The organism is Saccharothrix luteola (assembly GCF_020859565.1).
Lineage (GTDB): Bacteria > Actinomycetota > Actinomycetes > Mycobacteriales > Pseudonocardiaceae > Actinosynnema > Actinosynnema luteola.
Genome location: NZ_JAJHUO010000013.1, coordinates 132,663 through 149,410, shown reverse-complemented (window position 1 = coordinate 149,410; position 16,748 = coordinate 132,663). Strand labels below are relative to the sequence as shown.

The window sequence follows — 16,748 nt, the reverse complement described above, 5'->3', positions numbered from 1 at the left end:
GGAGGAACACGAAGTGCACGCACGCATGATCGCCGCGATCGGAGCCGCCGCGGTGTCCGTCGCCGCGCTGGTGGCCGCCCCGATGGCGTTGGCCGCCGACGTGGTCACCGCCCAGTACCGGACCAGCGCGTCCGGTGCGACGACCGACCAGGTCGAACCGTGGTTGAAGCTGGTCAACACCGGCGGCACGACCGTGCCGCTGGCCGAGGTGAAGGTCCGCTACTACTTCAAGAGCGAGACGCCGGACGTCGGCTACCGCTTCGCGTGCTCGTGGGCGGTGCGCGGTTGCGGCAACGTCACCGGCACGTTCGGCACGCTGACCGGCGGTCCGGCCGACCGGTACCTGGAGGTCGGGTTCACCGCGGGCGCGGGCTCGCTCGCGCCCGGCGCCGACAGCGGTGACCTGCAACTGCGGTTCTACCGGTCGAACTGGGGGCCGATCACCCAGTCCGACGACTACTCGTTCCGCTCGGCCAGTGCCTACTCGGCGTGGTCGAAGGTGACCGTGCACCGGGGCGCGACCCTGCTGTGGGGCACGCCTCCCGGCGGCACCGGTCCGACCACGACCACCACGACGACGACCCCGCCGAACCCGAACGGCCCGGCGTTGTTCGACGACTTCAACTACACGGGCTCCGGCGACTCGCGGATCTCCCAGCGCGGCTGGACGGTCCGCTCGGGCGGCGGCGGTCCGGGCGTGCCGGGCGCGGTGTGGGACCCCGCGATGGTGACGTTCCCGACCGTGGACGGCCAGAAGTCGATGCGGCTGGAGTCGTCCAACAACGGCTCGTCCGCGCGGCAGACCGAGCTGTACCACCAGCGGAAGTTCTTCGAGGGCACGTACGCGGCGCGGGTGAAGTTCTCCGACGCGCCGGTCTACGGCCCCGATGGCGACCACGTGGTGCAGACGTTCTTCACCATCACGCCGCTGAACAGCAACCTGGACCCGAACTACGGCGAGCTGGACTTCGAGTACCTGCCCAACGGCGGGTGGGGCGAGCCGGCCAACATCATGTACGAGACGACCTGGGAGACCTACCAGAACGAGCCCTGGATCGCCGACAACGTCCACACCGAACAGCGGCAGAGCTACGCCGGCTGGCACGACCTGGTGATCCAGGTGTCCGGCGGCCGGGTGAAGTACTTCATCGACGGCGCGCAGGTGGCCGACCACGGTGACAAGTACTACCCGGAGACCCCGATGTCGCTCAACTTCAACCTGTGGTTCATCTCCGGCGGCCTGGCGGGCGCGCCCGGTGACCGCGCCTACCAGCAGCACGTGGACTACGTGTACTTCGCCAAGGACCAGGTGCTCAGCCCGGCCCAGGTGCAGTCGCGCGTGGCGGGCTACCGCACGTCCGGCGTGGACCACGTCGACACGGTGCCCGCGAGCTGAGCCGGCCCCGGGCCGGGCGGCGTCGCCCGGCCCGGGCGCCCGCGTTCAGGAGGTCGCCGGCGCGAAGTGCGCGCGGTGGCGCTCGAGGAAGTCCCGCAGCGAGGCGCCGGGCCGCCCGGTGATCCGCTCGACCGTGTCGAACGTGGCCGCGGTCTCGGGCAACGACCCCTCCCTGGTCCGCTCGAAGACCGTGCGGACGCAGGCCATGTAGAGCGGGTCCGCGCCGGCCGCCGTCATCGCCGCGAAGAACTCCGCCGGCTCCTTCGGCTCGTACCTCCACTCCCGGCCGGTCACGTCCGAGAGCACGGCGGCGATCCCGCCGATCGTGGCGGTCTCCGTGCCCAGCCCGTAGCTGCGGCCCCGGTGTTCCGCGGGCGACCGCAGCACGACCGACGCGACCTCCGCGACGTCCTCGGTGTCGACCCAGCTGGTCTCGGCGTGATCCTCACCCCGTTTGACGGAGTCGGGTTGCTGGAGTTCAGGCTACTGGAGCGATCCTGGCGTGTCGGAGTTCGTACTCGATCGGGGTGAGCATTCCGAGTGCGGTGTGGCGTCGACGGCGGTTGTGGAACATCTCGAGGTACTCGAACAGGGCGTTGGCCAACTCGAGCCGGGTGCGCCATCGTCGGCGGTCGAGCAGCTCCGTCTGCACGCGTCCCCAGAACGATTCGATCATGGCATTGTCGTAGCAGTCACCGATCGAACCCATCGACGGCAGAAGCCCGGAATCCCTGGCACGCCTGGTGAAAGTCCATGACGTGAACTGGACTCCGTGATCGGAGTGGATCACCGTGTCCGACAGCGGAGACCGGTTCGAGATCGCCATCCCGAGGGCGTTGGTGGCCAATGCGGCGGTCTGGCTGGAGTCGATCGACCAGCCGACGACACGGCGGGAATGGACGTCGAGCACGACCGCGCAGTACACCTTTCCCTCACGGGTGGGGTGCTCGGTGATGTCGGTGACCCACAGCTGATTCGGCGCGGCGCGGGCGAAGTCGCGTTCGACCAGGTCCACCGCGGTGGGCGTGTCGTGCCTCGAACGCGGGCGGCGTCGATTGGGCAGGCCCTTGATTCCGTTGCGGCGCATGAGAAGCGCGATGGTGTTGTGCCCGACGGTGACCCCGCGGCCGAGGGTGAGCTCGGCGTGCACTCGCGGGGAGCCGTAGACCTGGAACGACTCGACATGGATCTCGCGGATCAAGTCGACGAGCCAGGCTTGGCGGATCGCCCGCTGCGAGGGAGCGCGGCCGCGCCAGTCGTAGAAGCCGGACTCGGACACTCCGAGCACGCGGCAGGCGAGTTGGATCGACCGGCCCTCGGAGGCGATCACCGTGACCGCCTCGTATCGCCTTTTGGGGTGCTGCCCTCCTTGAGCAGTTCGGCGGCGCGGCGGTGGACGGCGACCTCGGTCTCGAGTTCGGCGATCCGACGACGCGCGGCGACCAGCTCGGCGTTGTCGGCGCTGGTGGTGCCGGGTAGTTGCCCGGAGTCGATGAGCTCCTGGCGGCGCCAGGCGTAGATCGTCTGGTCGCTGATGTCGAGGTCCGCCGCCACCTGGGCGACGCGGCGACCGGACGCGACCAGGTCGAGGACCTTGCGCCGGAACTCGGGTGGGTACCGCTTGGGCATCGTGGGCTGTCCTCCGGGCTACTGAGATGAGTGATCATCCAGTAACCCGACTCCGCACAACCAGGGGAGGATCAGCGTCTCCGACGTAGTGGGTGAGCACGGCCGATCCCGCGTCGCTCATGGCCGGCATCAGGAGGTTCTGCATGAAGGAGGTCGGGTGGAGGTTCGTGTGCCCGAGCCCGGACCGCTCCAGATAGGCCTCCACCACCTGGTGCCAGCCGAAGTGCACGATGGTGGTGTCCGGCTGCGCGTGCACGCCGAGGTGGACGACGTGGTCGACGCCCGCCGGCCGTGCCGCGTCGATCACCGCCTTCGCCTGGCCCAGCATCCGCACGTCGTACCCGGTCGCCAGGAACACCCGTCGCACGTCCCGCAGCGCCGCGACGATCGGGGCCGGCCCGTGCCGCTCCGCCGAGTCGAGGTCGACGTGCCGCGCCTCGATCCCCCGCGCCTCGAACGCCGCCGCGGCCTCGGCACGGCGGACCGCCGCGATCAGCCGCACCTCACCGGCCCGGTGCGCGGCCAGCAATCGGTCCACCACGGTGCCACCGGTCCTGCCGGTGGAGCCGAACACGAGCACCCCGGGTGCCGACATCGCGAATCCCCTCGTTGAACGGACCGATCGGTCCCGGACCGATCGGTCCGGCAATCCTGTGCCGACGGCGGCCGTCACGTCAAGGCGACCGGACCGAACGGTCCGCTAAGCTCGGCACGGGAGGCAGCAATGGCTCGTCAGCCGGCACCGGACACCCGGGACCGCATCCTCGACACCGCGGCCAGGCTCTTCACCGCGCACGGCGTGCGGGCGGTCGGCATGCAGCGGATCGTCGACGAGTGCGGCTGCGGCAAGAACCTGCTCTACCGCGAGTTCCCGAGCAAGGACGACCTGGTGCTCGCCCACCTCGCCGGGTTGCGCGCGACCTGGCTGGCGCAGGTCGAGGAGGTCACGGCGCCGTTGGCCGACGACCCCGCGGCCCAACTGGTCGCGATCGCGGAGCTGGCGGCCCTTCAGGTGCGGGAGCCCGACTACCGCGGCTGCGCCTTCCGCAACTGCTTCACCGAGTTCCCGGACCACCGGGTGGGCGGGTTCGCCGCCGACCACCTGGCGGACGTGCGCGGGCACATCGCCGACCTGGCCGCACGGACCGGCGCCGCCCGGCCGGACCTGCTGGCGGACCGGATCTGGCTCGTCATCGAGGGCATGTACGCGAGCGCGGCGCACCCCGGCGGCGAGAGGGCGGACGAAGTCGCGGTGGCGCTGGTCGCCGAGCTCACGGGCGTCGTGCCGCCCGCCGGGCGGGTGGCACGGACCTGAGCACCCCCGAAGTCGCCCTCGCGCAGGCAGGGGGGCGAATGCGAAACTCTTCCGCCTATGCGGCAGATCACGCGCGGCACCCGGGCGGGCTACGCGACCGGGTCGTTCGTCACCGGCGCGTTCGGCACCGTGCCCGGTCTGCTGCTCCTGCCGTACCTGACCGATGGCCTGGCCGTGCCCGCCGCCGTGGCCGGTCTGCTCGTGCTCGTGCCGAAGGCGTGGGACGTGCTGTTCAACCCCGTGGCGGGACGGATCAGCGACCGGGCCGGCGCGCGGCGGCCGTTCCTGCTGCGCGGTGGGCTGGCGACGGCGGTGTTGTTCGCGCTGCTGTTCGCCGGGCCGTTCACCGGGACGGGCGCGGTCGTGTACGTAGCGCTGGTGTTCCTGGCCTGTGCGACGGCGTACGCGTTCTTCCAGGTGCCGTACGTGGCGATGGCCGCGGAGATCACCGAGGACTACGACGAGCGCACCCGGCTGATGGCGTGGCGGATGGCGTTCCTGGCGCTGGCGATCCTGATCAGCGGCGCGGGCGCGCCGGCGGTGCGTGACGCGGTCGGCTACCCGGGGATGGGTGCGGCCGTCGCGGCGCTGATGGTGGTCGGCACGCTGGCCACGGTCGCGGGCACGCGCGGCGCGCCGGCGTCACGGCGGGTGCCCGCGGCGGCCGGCGTGGGCGAGCTGGTGGCGGCGGTGCGCGGCTCGCGGCCGTTCCGGCTGCTGCTGGCCGCGTTCGTGGTGCAGGCCGTCGGCCTGGGCACGATGCTCGCCGGTGTCGACTACTTCGCCCGGCTGGTGGTGGGCGAGCCGGGGCTGCAGACCGCGTTGTTCGCCGGGTTCGTCGGGCCCGCGCTGCTGGTGATGCCGCTGTGGCAGCGCGTCGGGCGGCGGCACGGCAAGCGGGTCGGGCTGGTCGCGGCGTCGGTGCTGTTCGCGGTCGCGGTGGCCGGGCTGACCGCGTCACGGGTGCTGCCGGTGGCGGCGGTGCTCGCGCTGATGGCCGTGATCGGCGTGGGTTACGCGGGCATGCAGGTGTTCCCGCTGGCCATGCTGCCGGACGTGATCACCGCGGAGGAGCGGCGGACCGGCGCGACCCGCGCGGGTCTGTTCTCCGGGGTGTGGACGGCCGGTGAGACGTTGGGGCTGGCGCTCGGTCCCGGCGTGTACGGGCTGGTCCTGGCGCTCGGCGGGTACGTCGCGAGCACCGACGGCTCGGCCGTGCAGCCCTCCGGCGCGGTGACGGCCGCGCTGCTCGGTTTCACCGTCATCCCGGCCGTGCTGGCGTTGGCGGCCCTGCCCCTGCTGCGTGAGGAGACCGCGTGACCGAGGACGTGCTGGCCGAGCTGCGTGCGTTGCGGGCCGGTGACCTGCCCACGCACGGTGGGCGGACGCTGGCCTACGTGTACGACAGCGCGCTGCCGGGCCTGGACGAGTTGGCCGCGTCCGCGCACGCGCTGGCGTCCTCGGTGAACGGGCTCGACCCGACCGCGTTCCCGAGCCTGCTGCGCCTGGAGAACGACGTAGTCCGCACGGCGGCGCGGTTGCTGGGCGGCGGTGACGCGACGGTCGGCACGGTCACGTCGGGCGGCACGGAATCGTGCCTGCTCGCGGTGGTCGCCGCACGGGACTCGCGGCCGGACGTCGCCCGACCGTCGATGGTACTGCCGGAGACCGCGCACGCGGCGTTCCACAAGGCCGCGCACTACTTCGGCGTCCGGGTGGTCGCGGTGCCGGTGGACCCGGGGACGTTCCGGGCGGACCCGGCGGCGATGGCGGCGGCGATCGACGAGTCCACCGTGCTGGTGGTGGCCAGTGCGCCGTCGTACGCGCACGGGGTGGTCGACCCGGTGCCCGAGATCGCGGCTGCCGCTCTCGAGCGCGGCGTGCGCTGCCACGTGGACGCGTGCATCGGCGGGTGGGTGCTGCCGCACGCGCCGGACGCGCCGCCGTTCGACTTCGCCGTGCCGGGGGTCACCAGCATCTCGGTGGACCTGCACAAGTACGCGTACTGCCCGAAGGGGACGTCCGTGCTGCTGCACGCGTCGGCCGACCTGCGCCGGGCGCAGTACTTCGCCTCCGCCGCGTGGCCCGGTTACACGATGCTGAACTCCACCACCCAGTCCACCCGATCAGGTGGACCGCTGGCCGCCGCGTGGGCCGTGCTGCGGCACATCGGTGACGACGGGTACCGCTCGCTCGCGCGCCAGGCCCTGGAGAGCACACGCGTGCTGCGCGAGGGCATCGCGAAGATCGACGGCCTGCGGGTGTTGGGCGAGCCGTCGGCGACGTTGCTGGCGGTCGCGGCCTCGCGCGACGACTTCGACGTGTTCACCGTGGCCGACGAGATGAAGGCGCGGAACTGGTACGTGCAGCCGCAGTTCGCCCACCGCTCCTCCCCCGCGAACCTGCACCTCACCGTGACGGCGGCGAACGCCGGGCACGAGTCGGAGCTCCTGGCCGACCTGAGGGCGTCGGTGGAGGCCGCCGTAGCGGCCGGGCCGGTGCAAGTGGCGCCGGAGATCGTGGCGTTCGTCGGCGGGTTGGAGCCGGACTCGCTCACGCCGGAGGAGTTCGGCGGGCTGCTCGCGGCGGCGGGCATGGGCGGCGGCGACGGCGTGCTGCCCGACCGGATGGCGACGGTGAACACGCTGCTCGCGGCGGCGAGCCCGGCGCTGCGGGAGCGACTGCTGGTGGAGTTCCTGGGCGCGCTGTACTCGTGAACACCCGGGCGTTCGCACCACCGGGTGACCGCTGCCGCACCGGGAATGCGCCGGCGCCGTTCGGAATGCGCCGGCGCCGTCAGTCGCCGCTGACCATTCGGACGCCCTTCGCGGACTCGTCGGTCGCCGTGAACAGACCTCGCGCGTGCGCGGACAGTTCATTCCAGTCGAGGCGGCCGTCGTCGTCGACGTCCATCGCCCCGAACGCCGTCTCCGCGACCTTCCGGTCCGGGATTCCCGCTCCCCGGTAGATGGCGGCGAAGGCGTCCAGGTCGATGTAACCGTCACCGTCCCGGTCGGCCACCTCGAAATTCCCGTGCGTCGCGGACAGCCACCTCTCGACCACCACCTCGGTGTCCACCCTCCCGGACGTGTGGGCCTCGCGGAATTCCGCCGCACCCACCACGCCGTCGACGTCGAGGTCCGCGCCGGAGATGCAGTCCCAGATCCCCTCGTACTTCGCGATCAGGCTCCGGGCCTGCGGCGCGTCCTCTTCGAACCCGAACTCCCTCGCCACCCCGGCGCCCATCGAGGTGAAATCGCCCTTGCTGACCCCGCCGTCGCCGTCCACGTCGAGGATCGCGAAAACCCGGTCGATGTTGTCGAGCAGAACCCGATCCGACATGAAGGCCCCTCTTCCGATCGATGACACGGCCTGTCCGCGATGGGCAGCCTACTGACGGCTCGCCGCCATCCGGCAGCAGGAATACGGGTTCGACTATCACTCGATGGTGTTTTCTCGGCATCTTGACAACGACCGAGAGTGGAGATCACCGCACAAATCGCGTCGGCACGCCCGCAATGGCGCCGAGAACGGAAAGGCTCCACCGGGAGACCGCGCCGGGACGAGCCATTCCCGGAGCGGGATCTACTGGTGAGCGCGGCGAGCGGGCGTCGGCGACCGGCGGCGTTGCGCCATTTGCGCGATCATGGTCGCCATGCACCTGGATCTGAGCGGGAAGACGGCGCTGGTCACCGGTTCCACGCAGGGCATCGGCGAGGCGATCGCGGCGGCGCTGGCGCGGGCCGGCGCCCGCACCGCGGTGAACGGGCGCAAGGCCGACGTCGTCGACGAGTCGGTGGCACGGCTGCGGGAAGTGGTGCCGGGCGCGAACGTGCTCGGCGCCGCCGCGGACGTGTCGACGGCGGAGGGTGCGGCGTCGCTGGTCGCGGCGCTGCCCGAGGTGGACGTGCTGGTGAACAACGTCGGCGTCTTCGGCGCGCGACCGGCGCTGGAGATCACCGACGACGAGTGGCGGCGCTACTTCGAGGTCAACGTGCTGGCGGCGGTCCGGCTGACCCGCGCCTACCTGCCGCGGATGCGGGAGCGCGGGTGGGGCCGGGTGCAGTACATCGCCAGCGACTCGGCCGTGGTCATCCCGGCCGAGATGATCCACTACGGCGTGTCGAAGACGGCGCTGCTGGGTGTGTCGCGCGGGTTCGCCAAGGAGGCGGCGGGCAGCGGCGTCACGGTCAACTGCGTGATCGCGGGGCCGACGCACACCGGCGGGGTGGAGGACTTCGTCTACCAACTGGTGGACCGCTCGCTGCCGTGGGAGGAGGCTCAGCGGGAGTTCATGCGCGTGCACCGGCCGCAGTCCCTGCTCGGCCGGCTCATCGAACCCCAGGAGATCGGCAACCTGGTGGTGTACCTGGCCTCGCCGCAGGCCTCGGCGACGACCGGCGCCGCGGTGCGCGTGGACGGTGGTTACGTCGACTCGATCCTGCCGTGACGCGGGCTCATCGGCCGGGGATCACCGCTCCGGTCGCGTCGAACGCCTCGTGGGTGAGCTCGGAGTAGTCGTAGTCGACCAACGGCGTGTTGCCCGACCACGGGTGGGCCTCACCGGCCACGGACGTCGGTTGCGCCAACACGCCCCACGCCAAGGCCAGGACGACGACGAGCCCGCACCCGGACCACGTGACAACCCGGGCCATCTCCCACCCCCGAGCCTGATCATGCCCGACCGTCCCGTCGACGAGGCCGAAATCCCACGACAACGCGGTCGCGCGTGCGTGATCATGCTCGGCATGGCTTCGGACGAGAACGTGAGGCGGGAGCACCTCGGGGTCGATGACCTGCGCGGTGTGGCGCGGGCGGTGTTCGGGGCACGGGAGTTGGTGTCGGTCGAGCGGCTGCGGGGTGGGACCAGGAAGGGCGTCTACCGGTTGAACCCGGCCGACGGCACCGGTGCGGTCGCCTGCGTGTGGCACCCCGACGAGGACTTCTGGCCCGACCCGCAGTCCACGACCGGGTTGAGCCTGTTCGAGAGCGCGCACCAACAGCTGTCGGCGGCCGGTGTCCGGGTGCCCCGAGTGCTCCTGCGCGAGCCCGGTGGACCGCTCGGTGACGTCGCCGTGGTCGAGGACGTGCGCGGCGGCACGCTGGAGGAGTTGACGACCCGTGATCCACAGCGGGCCGGAAGGCGTGCTCGCACGGCTCGGCGCGGCGGTGCGCGCGATGCACTCCCGGACCTCCGACCCGGCTCAGCACGGCGTGGAGCACGCCGTGCTGAGCCACGCGCTCACCCACCTCGCCGAAGCCGCCGCCCGCGTCGACCGGATCGCCGACGCGCGGGAACGGCTGGCCGACCTGCTGCGGTCGCGGCACGCCGCCGTCACGCCGCGGTCGCGGTTCGGCCTGGTGCACGGCGAGCTGGGTCCCGACCACGTCCTGGTCGACGCTGACCTGGACGAGCCGGTGCTCATCGACATCGAGGGCGTGAGGGCGTTCGACGTCGAGTGGGAGCACGCCTTCCTGGAGCTGCGCTTCGGGCCGCACTACCACCACTTCGCCGACCCGGGCGTCGACCTCGACCCCGCCCGACTGGCGCTCTACCGCCTGGCCACCTACCTCTCACTGGTGGCGGGTCCGCTGCGCCTGCTCGACGGCGACTTCCCCGACCGCGCCGGGATGGTCGACATCGTCGAGCAGAACATCGCCCGCGCACTGGCCCAGCTGCCGGGGTAGGGAGCTCTGTGGGCGCGGCACGCCGCCGAGGTGCCGCGCCCACAGCCCGATCGGACCGACCTTTGGGTCAGTGCCCGACCTGGAACGTGGCGTCCGCGCGGTCCGACGTGGTGCTGATCGGGTCGATGCGCAGGACGTAACCGGCGTGCCGGAGGTGGCGGTCGGGGAAGTTGTGCGACCGGAACGAGGTCCACCCGGCGTCGGCCAGGCCGGCGACGCGGTGGAAGGTGGCGTCGGCGGCGAACGTCGGACTGCCGTCGTCGGCCGCCAACGTGACCGCGTAGTTCACGTGCCGCAGGTAGCGGTCCGGGAAGTTTACCGAGCGGAACGACACCCCGGCCGACGACGCCAGACCCGGGACCAGGCGCCACTGCGAGTCCTGGTACGGGTCGAACGGGTACGGGTCGATGCGCGCGACGTTGGCGGCGTGCCGGATCAGGTGGTCCGGGAAGTTGTAGGACTTGATCCGGTTCCAGGTCGGCGCGCCCCACCGGGACAGCAGGTTGGCGTGCTCGGTGGCCGTGATGCCGCAGATGGTGGGGTGCTTGGCGTTGAGCGGCTGGGTGTACTGCGCCTTGGTCAGCGGTGTCCAGGAGTTGGCGTTGATGTCGCCGCTGCGCCACGCGTACAGCTCGCCGTTCACCGGGGAGAACGAGTCGCCCCACAGCCACCACTCGTTGCGGTTGTGGGCCTTCACGACGATGGGCGCCTCGATGCCGCCGCTGACGACCCCGCCGGTGTAGGTGCCGCGGTCGAAGCTGCGGGGGTTGAGCGTGCTCGACCGCGCGCCGTAGAGCCGGCCGTCGGCGAAGCTCTTGTAGTACAGGTAGTTGGCGCCGTTGCCGACGTGCACCGTGGCGTCGAGCACGTTGAAGCCGGGGTCGAAGAACAGCTGCGGCGCGCTGACGGTGACGAAGTCGGTGGTGTAGTTGACGTAGAACGCGTCACGGCCGCCGCTGTTGGCCGAGTAGAGGATCCCGTACTGGCCGCGCGCGGCGTCCCAGAACGCCTCCGGCGCCCACGTGTGGGTCGGCATCGAGTGCATCTTGAGCCTGCGGTACCCGGTGAACGACCGCAGGTCGGCCGAGTCCCAGGCGTGGATGTACTGGTTCTGCCTGGTGAAGTCGGTGCCGGTGAGGTCGGTGGCCAGCACGACGAACCCGCCGTTCTGCTTGCGCATGATGAACGGGTCACGCAGGCCGCCGGTGCCCGCCGTCGGCGTGGCGACCGGGTTGCCCTGGTTGAGCGGGGTCCAGGTGAGCCCGTCGGTGCTCACCGCGAGGTGCAGCGCGTACCGGTCGGCGACCTTGTTCGGGGACTCGGTGAAGTAGCCCATCACGTAGGCGGAGTCACCGGGCGCCGCGGCGGCGACCCCGGTCCGGGCGAGCGCCAGCGAGGCCAGGCCTCCGGCCAGCAGTGTGCGTCGTTGCAGCATCAGCCGTGTGCCTTTCGGGGGAACCCCGGGGCGGGCGGGGGACACCCGCCCCGGGGGGAATCTCATTCGCCGGAGGGCGCGGTGAGGGTGGTGCCGAGCCGGACGGGCGTGCCGAAGTTCGGGGTGCCGTCCGCGTTCCAGGTGAACTTCTGCGCGCGGGTGGACCGGTTCATGTCGCAGCCGCCGGACGCGGAGTCGTTGGCGTGGTAGACGATCCAGTCCTCGGTGCCGTCGGGCGACTTGAAGAACCCGTTGTGGCCCGGCGCGTACACCCCGTTGCCGTCGTTGCGCTGGAACACCGGGTTGGGCGACTTCGTCCAGTGCGCCCGGTTCAGCGGGTCGGAGCCGGTCAGCGTGAGCAGGCCGAGCTTGTAGTCGGGGCCCCAGCACGCGCTGGCCGAGTACACGATCATCGTGCGCCCGTTGTGGTACAGCGGCTCGGCGCCCTCGTTGACCGCCGCGGTCTGCCGCTCCCAGGACAGCGTCGGCTGGGAGATGGTGCGCCGCGCGCCGCTGATCGTGTACGGGTTGGACAGCGGGGTGATGGTCAGCGACTGGGTGCCGTCCATCGCGCTGCCCATCAGGTACAGCTTGCCGTTGTGCTGCAGGATGCTCGGGTCCAACTCCCACGTGCTGCCCAGGTCGGCCTTGAACGAGTACGGGCCCATCGGGTCGGTGCCCGAGGACTCCAGCACGTGCAGCCGCTGCGTCGGGTTGTAGTCCGACACGTTCTGCCCGGCCACGTAGTACAGGTACCACCGGCCGTTGAGCAGGAAGAACTCCGGCGCCCACATGTTGCAGCACCCGTTCGGGCGCGTCAGGTTGAAGACCACCTGGTCGGCCGCGGTCGACAAGCCGGCCAGCGTCCGCGATCGGCGCATCGTGACCGTGGAGTTCCACGTCGTCGTGGCGAGGTAGTAGTACCCGTTGTAGTACTGCATCCACGGGTCCGGCCCGTTGCGCTTGATCGGGTTGGTGAAGGTGCCCGGAGTGGGCGCTCCCAGCTTGACCAGCTGCCACTGCTGGTTCGTGCCGCCGGTGTCCGGCCACTGGATGAGCTGCGCGCCGTCGGCGGTGGAGAAGTCCAGCACGTCGACGGCCTTGCCGCTGGCCCGGTTGAGCAGCCGGACGAACCCGCCCGCCGAGTCGGCCAGCCGGAACTGCTGGTTGGTGCCGTTGCGGTCGGTCCACTGGGCCAGCCCGGTGCGGTCGGCGGTGTCGGCGAAGTCCAGCACCTTGCCGCTGTGCCGCGACTTCAACCGGTAGTAGCCGCCGCCCGAGTCCACGAACTGCCACTGCTGCCACGCGCCGTCGTTGCGCGTGTACTGCGAGATCCGCGCGCCGTCGGCGGTGGCGAGGTCGTAGACGTCCAGGGCCTTGCCGCTGTTGCGGTTGACCAGCACGTACGAGGCGTTGGTGTCGACCACCGCGGCCGACGCCGTGGGCGGCAGAGCCGAGGTGATCCCACCGAGCAGCGTGGCCACGGTGGCGAGGACGACGCCGCCGCGGCGCGCGCTCCGATAAGTCGATCTCATGGTTGCTCTCCCTGCGACGCTGCATGGACGAACACGGTCGGCCCGCCGGCGTGGCAGCCGGTGCGGGCCGGTGGAACGGGCTGGCGGCGGGTGGCGGGTGCGGGCGGACGGGATCACCGGCCACTCGACCTCGCACCTGTTAACGCTAACAGCAGGATCGTCGACGGTTCAATAGCGGCTCGTCTTCGCTCGCCGCACACCGCGCTGTGGTCGAAGGGTTTCGACTCGTTAGGCCGTTCGGCCGCATCGTGCCCGTCTGTTAGCGATAACAAGGGTGCACATTCCAGGCCTGCCCGGAATTGGCCGGCAGCGGTCCCAGGAAAGCCTCTGGTAACCGACCGGACACGGCGCGCGACGTTCCATAGGAACGGTAAATAAGGCTCACCGCACAAAACGAATGAAGGGTTCGACCGTTCAGAGGATTCCACATTACGAGACGCGCGGCGTAACGTTGCGCGGACCGGCAACCCGCCCGCATCCGCCAAGGGCAGGAGATCACTGCATGACTGACGAGCACGCCAATTACCACGAATTCCTCGTCGTGGTGAACGACGAGGAGCAGTACTCGGTCTGGTTCGCCGACCGGGACCTCCCGCCGGGATGGCGGGCCGAGGGAACGCGCGGCACCAGGGAAGACTGCCTGGCCCACATCGACCGGGTGTGGACGGACATGCGCCCGCGCAGCGTCCGCGAGCACATCGCCGCGCACCGCGGCTGACGCTCCGCCCGACCACACCTCGCGCATTACCGCACGCCCGCACTAAAGGGTGCCCCACGCTGTCCGGAATCGGTCTCCGGGAATTTCCCGGCGGCCGGTTCGGTCGTGCGCACCCGAAACACATTCGTCGGGGAGGCTTTGTGCACACGGATTCTGCGCCGCGACTCGCGCCCGCTCTGCCGTTGCAGAGCGGAATGATCGCGGCCGGGTTGCGCGACCCGTCGGCCGGGACCGACGTCATCCAGTGCGTGCAGCACTGGCCGCACGGCCTGGACACCGCCGCGTACCTCGCGGCGTGGCGCGCCGCCGTCGAACGGCACCCGGTGTTGCGCACCCGGTTCACCTGGCGGTCGGACGGCGGCATGGACCAGTGGCCGGGGCCCGCCGACGACGTCCCGCTGCTGGTCGACGGCTCGGTGACGGACCTGGACGCGTTCCTGGCCGCCGACCGGCGGGCCGGGGTGGACCCGGTGGCCGCGCCGCCGCTGCGGGTCGTGGCGCTGCCCGGCGACGTGGTGGTGGCGACGTTCCACCACGCGATCCTCGACGGCCGGTCGCTCGCGATGCTGCTGGGCGAGATCGACGACGATTACGCGGCCAGGCTCGCCGGCGGCGCCCTGGAGTTCGCGCCACGCCCCGACTTCGCCGACTACGCCCGGTGGCACGACGCCCGGATCGCGCCCGAGCACCCGCAACGGCTGGCCGACGAGCGGTTCTGGGCCTCGGAGCTGGCGGGGTCGGCCGAGCCCGCTCCCCTGCCGCTGGAGCACGCGGGGCCCGGCACACCCGTCATGGCCACGGCCGCGCTCGACCTGTCCGACGCCGAGACCGGGGCCGTGCGAGCGTTGGCCGAACGGGCGGGCGTCACGGTGAACACCGTGGTGCTGGCCGCGTGGGGCCTGGTGCTGACCGCGCACGCGCACGCCGACGAGGCCGTGTTCGGGGTGACCCGGGCGGCACGTCACGGCACCGTCGAAGGCGCGCAGGAGATGCTCGGCCTGCTGCTGGCGACCGTGCCGCTGCGGCTGCCGGTCGACCGGGACGCGTCGGTGGCCGACTGGCTGCGATCCGTGCGGGAGCGGTCCGTGCGGGCGCGCGACCACCAGCTGTGCCCGCTGCCGGTGATCCAGGGCGCGGCCGGGCACGACGTGTCGCTGATGCGCAGCCTCGTGCTGTTCGAGCACCGCGAACTCGGCACGGTGCTGGCCGCACGGCCGTCCGCGCCGCCGGGCAGGCGGGTCCGCATCCTGCGCACCCCCGGTTACGCCCTGACCTTGTACGCCTTCGCCGAGCCGCACCTGAGCTTCCAGCTGATCCACGACACCGGCCGGTTCCCGGGTTGGGCGCCGGACGCGGTGTTGACGCACGTCCGGGACCTGCTGGCGGGCATGGCCGAAGCGCCGGACCGGCCCGTGCGGCACCTGGCCGAGCCGCGTGACCGGGCGCGGGTGCTGACCGCGTGGAACGACACCGCGATCGACTTCCCGGCGGACGCGACCGTGCCCGACCTGTTCTCCGAGCAGGTGCGGCACAGACCCGACGCGGACGCGGTGTTCGACGGCGAGCGGTGGCTGAGCTACGCGGAGCTGGACGAGCGGTCGAACCGCTTGGCGCACGTGCTGCTGGCGCGGGGCGCCCGGGTGGACCGCCCGGTGGCCCTGTCGCTGCCGCGTGGTGCGGACTTCGTGACCGCGGTGCTGGCCGTGCTGAAGACCGGTGCGGCCTACCTGCCGCTGGACCCGGCGAACCCGGCGGCCCGGGACGCGGTGGCGTTGCGCGAGTCCGGCACACCGTTGGTGGTGTCCGATCGGCCACGCGCCCTGCCTGACGGCGTGGCGTCGGTCGTCTTGCCGGGATTGGACCTTTCAGAGCAGTCGCCGGTATCTCCGGGGGTCCGGGCGCATCCATTGAGCGTGGCTTACGTCAACTACACGTCCGGGTCGACCGGCAAGCCGAAGGGCGTCGCCGTGCCGCACCGGGGTGTGGTCCGGCTGGTCACGCGGCCGACGTTCGCGCGGTTCGGGCCGGGGCAGACGTTCCTGCACCTGTCCGCGACCGCGTTCGACCTGACGACGCTGGAGGTGTGGGGCGCGCTGCTGACCGGCGGCCGGGTGGTGGCCGCGCCGTCCGGTCCACCCGACCCGGCGGTGCTGGCCGAGTTGCTGCGCGTGCACCGGGTGAGCGTGCTGTGGCTGACCGCCGGGCTGTTCCACCAACTCGACCCGTCGCTGGTGGCCGACGTGGAGCAGTTGCTCGCCGGTGGTGACGTGGTCGCACCCGACGCGGTGCGCGCGGCGTTGGCGGCACGCGGCGGGAAGCCGGTGGTCAACGGGTACGGGCCGACGGAGAACACCACGTTCACCGCGTGCCACGTCGTGCGGTCGGCCGACGACGTCGGCGCGACCGTGCCGATCGGCACGCCGATCCAGCGGACCACGGTGTACGTGCTGGACGAGTCGATGCGACCCGTGCCGGTGGGCGTGCCCGGTGAGCTGTACACCGGCGGCGACGGGCTGGCGCGCGGGTACTGGGGCGCGCCGGGGTTGACCGCCTCGAAGTTCCTGCCGGATCCGTTCGCGCCCGATTCACCCGGGGCCGTGCCCGGCGGGCGGCTCTACCGGACCGGCGACCTGGCCCGGTGGCGACCGGACGGCGTGCTGGAGTTCCTGGGTCGCGCGGACCGGCAGGTCAAGGTGCGCGGGTTCCTGGTGGAACCGGCCGAGGTCGAGGCCGTGTTGCGGGAGCACCCCGCGGTCGCCGCGGCGGCCGTGCTGCCGATCGGGGACGACGACGCGCGGCACCTGGTGGCGTTCGTCGTGCCGACCGGGTCGTGCGAGGTCGAGGACGTGCGCGCGCACGTCGCGGAACGGCTGCCCGCCTACCTCTGCCCGGCGCGGTACGTGCCGCTGCCGGAGCTGCCGCTGAACCGCAGCGGCAAGGTGGACCGGGCGGCGCTGCGGTCGGGGGGGGGGCCCCGGGGGGGGGGGGGGGCCCCGCGCCCCCCCCGGCGCCCCCCGCCCACGGCGGGGGGG

At 71.8% G+C, this 16,748-nt stretch carries 14 protein-coding genes and 1 pseudogene; 8 read left to right on the top strand and 7 right to left on the bottom strand.

All coding sequences use genetic code 11. The features are described 5' to 3' along the window. The first annotated feature begins 13 nt into the window (after nucleotides 1–13). Complete coding sequence (locus tag LNK82_RS19605) at nucleotides 14–1,396, top strand: cellulose binding domain-containing protein (RefSeq protein WP_230568461.1); 1,383 nt, start codon at nucleotides 14–16, stop codon at nucleotides 1,394–1,396. Between the two features lie 45 nt (nucleotides 1,397–1,441). On the opposite strand, the gene LNK82_RS19600 is transcribed toward LNK82_RS19605, so the two are convergent. The 3 genes and pseudogenes from LNK82_RS19600 to LNK82_RS19590 all read right to left on the bottom strand — a co-directional run bounded on the left by LNK82_RS19600 (nucleotide 1,442) and on the right by LNK82_RS19590 (nucleotide 3,620). Then, nucleotides 1,442–1,783: a Rossmann-fold NAD(P)-binding domain-containing protein gene (locus LNK82_RS19600; protein ID WP_230568460.1), complete on the bottom strand. Its 342-nt coding sequence runs from the start codon at nucleotides 1,781–1,783 to the stop codon at nucleotides 1,442–1,444. 91 nt (nucleotides 1,784–1,874) lie between these two features. Next, nucleotides 1,875–3,025, bottom strand: a pseudogene (locus LNK82_RS19595) (IS3 family transposase). Nucleotides 3,026–3,059: 34 nt separating this feature from the next. Further along, nucleotides 3,060–3,620, bottom strand: coding sequence for an NmrA family NAD(P)-binding protein (locus LNK82_RS19590; protein ID WP_230568459.1), 561 nt, complete (start codon nucleotides 3,618–3,620; stop codon nucleotides 3,060–3,062). 129 nt (nucleotides 3,621–3,749) lie between these two features. Here LNK82_RS19590 and LNK82_RS19585 point away from each other — a divergent pair, with 129 nt between their 5' ends. Genes LNK82_RS19585 through LNK82_RS19575 form a run of 3 tightly spaced genes read left to right on the top strand, consistent with a single transcriptional unit; the run spans nucleotide 3,750 to nucleotide 7,057 of the window. Beyond that, complete coding sequence (locus tag LNK82_RS19585; RefSeq protein WP_230568458.1) at nucleotides 3,750–4,340, top strand: TetR/AcrR family transcriptional regulator; 591 nt, start codon at nucleotides 3,750–3,752, stop codon at nucleotides 4,338–4,340. Nucleotides 4,341–4,397: 57 nt separating this feature from the next. Continuing rightward, nucleotides 4,398–5,660: an MFS transporter gene (locus LNK82_RS19580; protein ID WP_230568457.1), complete on the top strand. Its 1,263-nt coding sequence runs from the start codon at nucleotides 4,398–4,400 to the stop codon at nucleotides 5,658–5,660. Then, complete coding sequence (locus LNK82_RS19575; protein ID WP_230568456.1) at nucleotides 5,657–7,057, top strand: pyridoxal phosphate-dependent decarboxylase family protein; 1,401 nt, start codon at nucleotides 5,657–5,659, stop codon at nucleotides 7,055–7,057. The genes LNK82_RS19580 and LNK82_RS19575 overlap by 4 nt, the downstream gene beginning before the upstream one ends. Before the next feature lie 79 nt (nucleotides 7,058–7,136). On the opposite strand, the gene LNK82_RS19570 is transcribed toward LNK82_RS19575, so the two are convergent. Beyond that, nucleotides 7,137–7,682 carry an EF-hand domain-containing protein gene (locus LNK82_RS19570; RefSeq protein ID WP_230568455.1) on the bottom strand — a complete coding sequence of 182 codons (546 nt, stop codon included), beginning with the start codon at nucleotides 7,680–7,682 and terminating at the stop codon, nucleotides 7,137–7,139. A gap of 313 nt (nucleotides 7,683–7,995) precedes the next feature. Between LNK82_RS19570 and LNK82_RS19565 the strand changes: the two genes are divergently transcribed. Then, entirely contained in the window at nucleotides 7,996–8,790 is a 795-nt protein-coding gene (locus LNK82_RS19565; protein ID WP_230568454.1) for an SDR family NAD(P)-dependent oxidoreductase, read from the top strand. Nucleotides 8,791–8,797: 7 nt separating this feature from the next. Here the strand turns inward: LNK82_RS19565 and LNK82_RS19560 are convergent, their stop codons facing one another. Then, nucleotides 8,798–8,995 (bottom strand): hypothetical protein, encoded by a 198-nt coding sequence (locus LNK82_RS19560; RefSeq protein WP_230568453.1) that lies wholly within the window; start codon nucleotides 8,993–8,995, stop codon nucleotides 8,798–8,800. Nucleotides 8,996–9,461: 466 nt separating this feature from the next. Between LNK82_RS19560 and LNK82_RS19555 the strand changes: the two genes are divergently transcribed. Further along, nucleotides 9,462–10,028, top strand: coding sequence for a phosphotransferase (locus LNK82_RS19555; RefSeq protein WP_230568452.1), 567 nt, complete (start codon nucleotides 9,462–9,464; stop codon nucleotides 10,026–10,028). Nucleotides 10,029–10,095: 67 nt separating this feature from the next. Here LNK82_RS19555 and LNK82_RS19550 read toward each other — a convergent pair whose 3' ends face one another. Continuing rightward, on the bottom strand, nucleotides 10,096–11,463 hold the full coding sequence (locus LNK82_RS19550; protein ID WP_230568451.1) for a glycoside hydrolase family 43 protein: 1,368 nt from the start codon (nucleotides 11,461–11,463) through the stop codon (nucleotides 10,096–10,098). 62 nt (nucleotides 11,464–11,525) lie between these two features. Further along, nucleotides 11,526–12,998, bottom strand: coding sequence for a family 43 glycosylhydrolase (locus tag LNK82_RS19545; protein WP_230568450.1), 1,473 nt, complete (start codon nucleotides 12,996–12,998; stop codon nucleotides 11,526–11,528). A gap of 502 nt (nucleotides 12,999–13,500) precedes the next feature. Here LNK82_RS19545 and LNK82_RS19540 point away from each other — a divergent pair. After that, complete coding sequence (locus LNK82_RS19540) at nucleotides 13,501–13,716, top strand: MbtH family protein (protein WP_230568449.1); 216 nt, start codon at nucleotides 13,501–13,503, stop codon at nucleotides 13,714–13,716. A gap of 140 nt (nucleotides 13,717–13,856) precedes the next feature. Next, nucleotides 13,857–16,748, top strand: a 2,892-nt coding sequence (locus LNK82_RS19535; RefSeq protein ID WP_230568448.1) for a non-ribosomal peptide synthetase, incomplete at its 3' end; no start/stop codon positions are given.

Bases quoted from the DNA above. Each gene is read 5' to 3' on its own strand.
- LNK82_RS19545 (WP_230568450.1), bottom strand. From the start codon at position 12,998: ATGAGATCGACTTATCGGAGCGCGCGCCGCGGCGGCGTCGTCCTCGCC.
- LNK82_RS19585 (WP_230568458.1), top strand. From the start codon at position 3,750: ATGGCTCGTCAGCCGGCACCGGACACCCGGGACCGCATCCTCGACACC.
- LNK82_RS19570 (WP_230568455.1), bottom strand. From the start codon at position 7,682: ATGTCGGATCGGGTTCTGCTCGACAACATCGACCGGGTTTTCGCGATC.
- LNK82_RS19550 (WP_230568451.1), bottom strand. From the start codon at position 11,463: ATGCTGCAACGACGCACACTGCTGGCCGGAGGCCTGGCCTCGCTGGCG.
- LNK82_RS19540 (WP_230568449.1), top strand. From the start codon at position 13,501: ATGACTGACGAGCACGCCAATTACCACGAATTCCTCGTCGTGGTGAAC.
- LNK82_RS19560 (WP_230568453.1), bottom strand. From the start codon at position 8,995: ATGGCCCGGGTTGTCACGTGGTCCGGGTGCGGGCTCGTCGTCGTCCTG.
- LNK82_RS19580 (WP_230568457.1), top strand. From the start codon at position 4,398: ATGCGGCAGATCACGCGCGGCACCCGGGCGGGCTACGCGACCGGGTCG.
- LNK82_RS19590 (WP_230568459.1), bottom strand. From the start codon at position 3,620: ATGTCGGCACCCGGGGTGCTCGTGTTCGGCTCCACCGGCAGGACCGGT.
- LNK82_RS19565 (WP_230568454.1), top strand. From the start codon at position 7,996: ATGCACCTGGATCTGAGCGGGAAGACGGCGCTGGTCACCGGTTCCACG.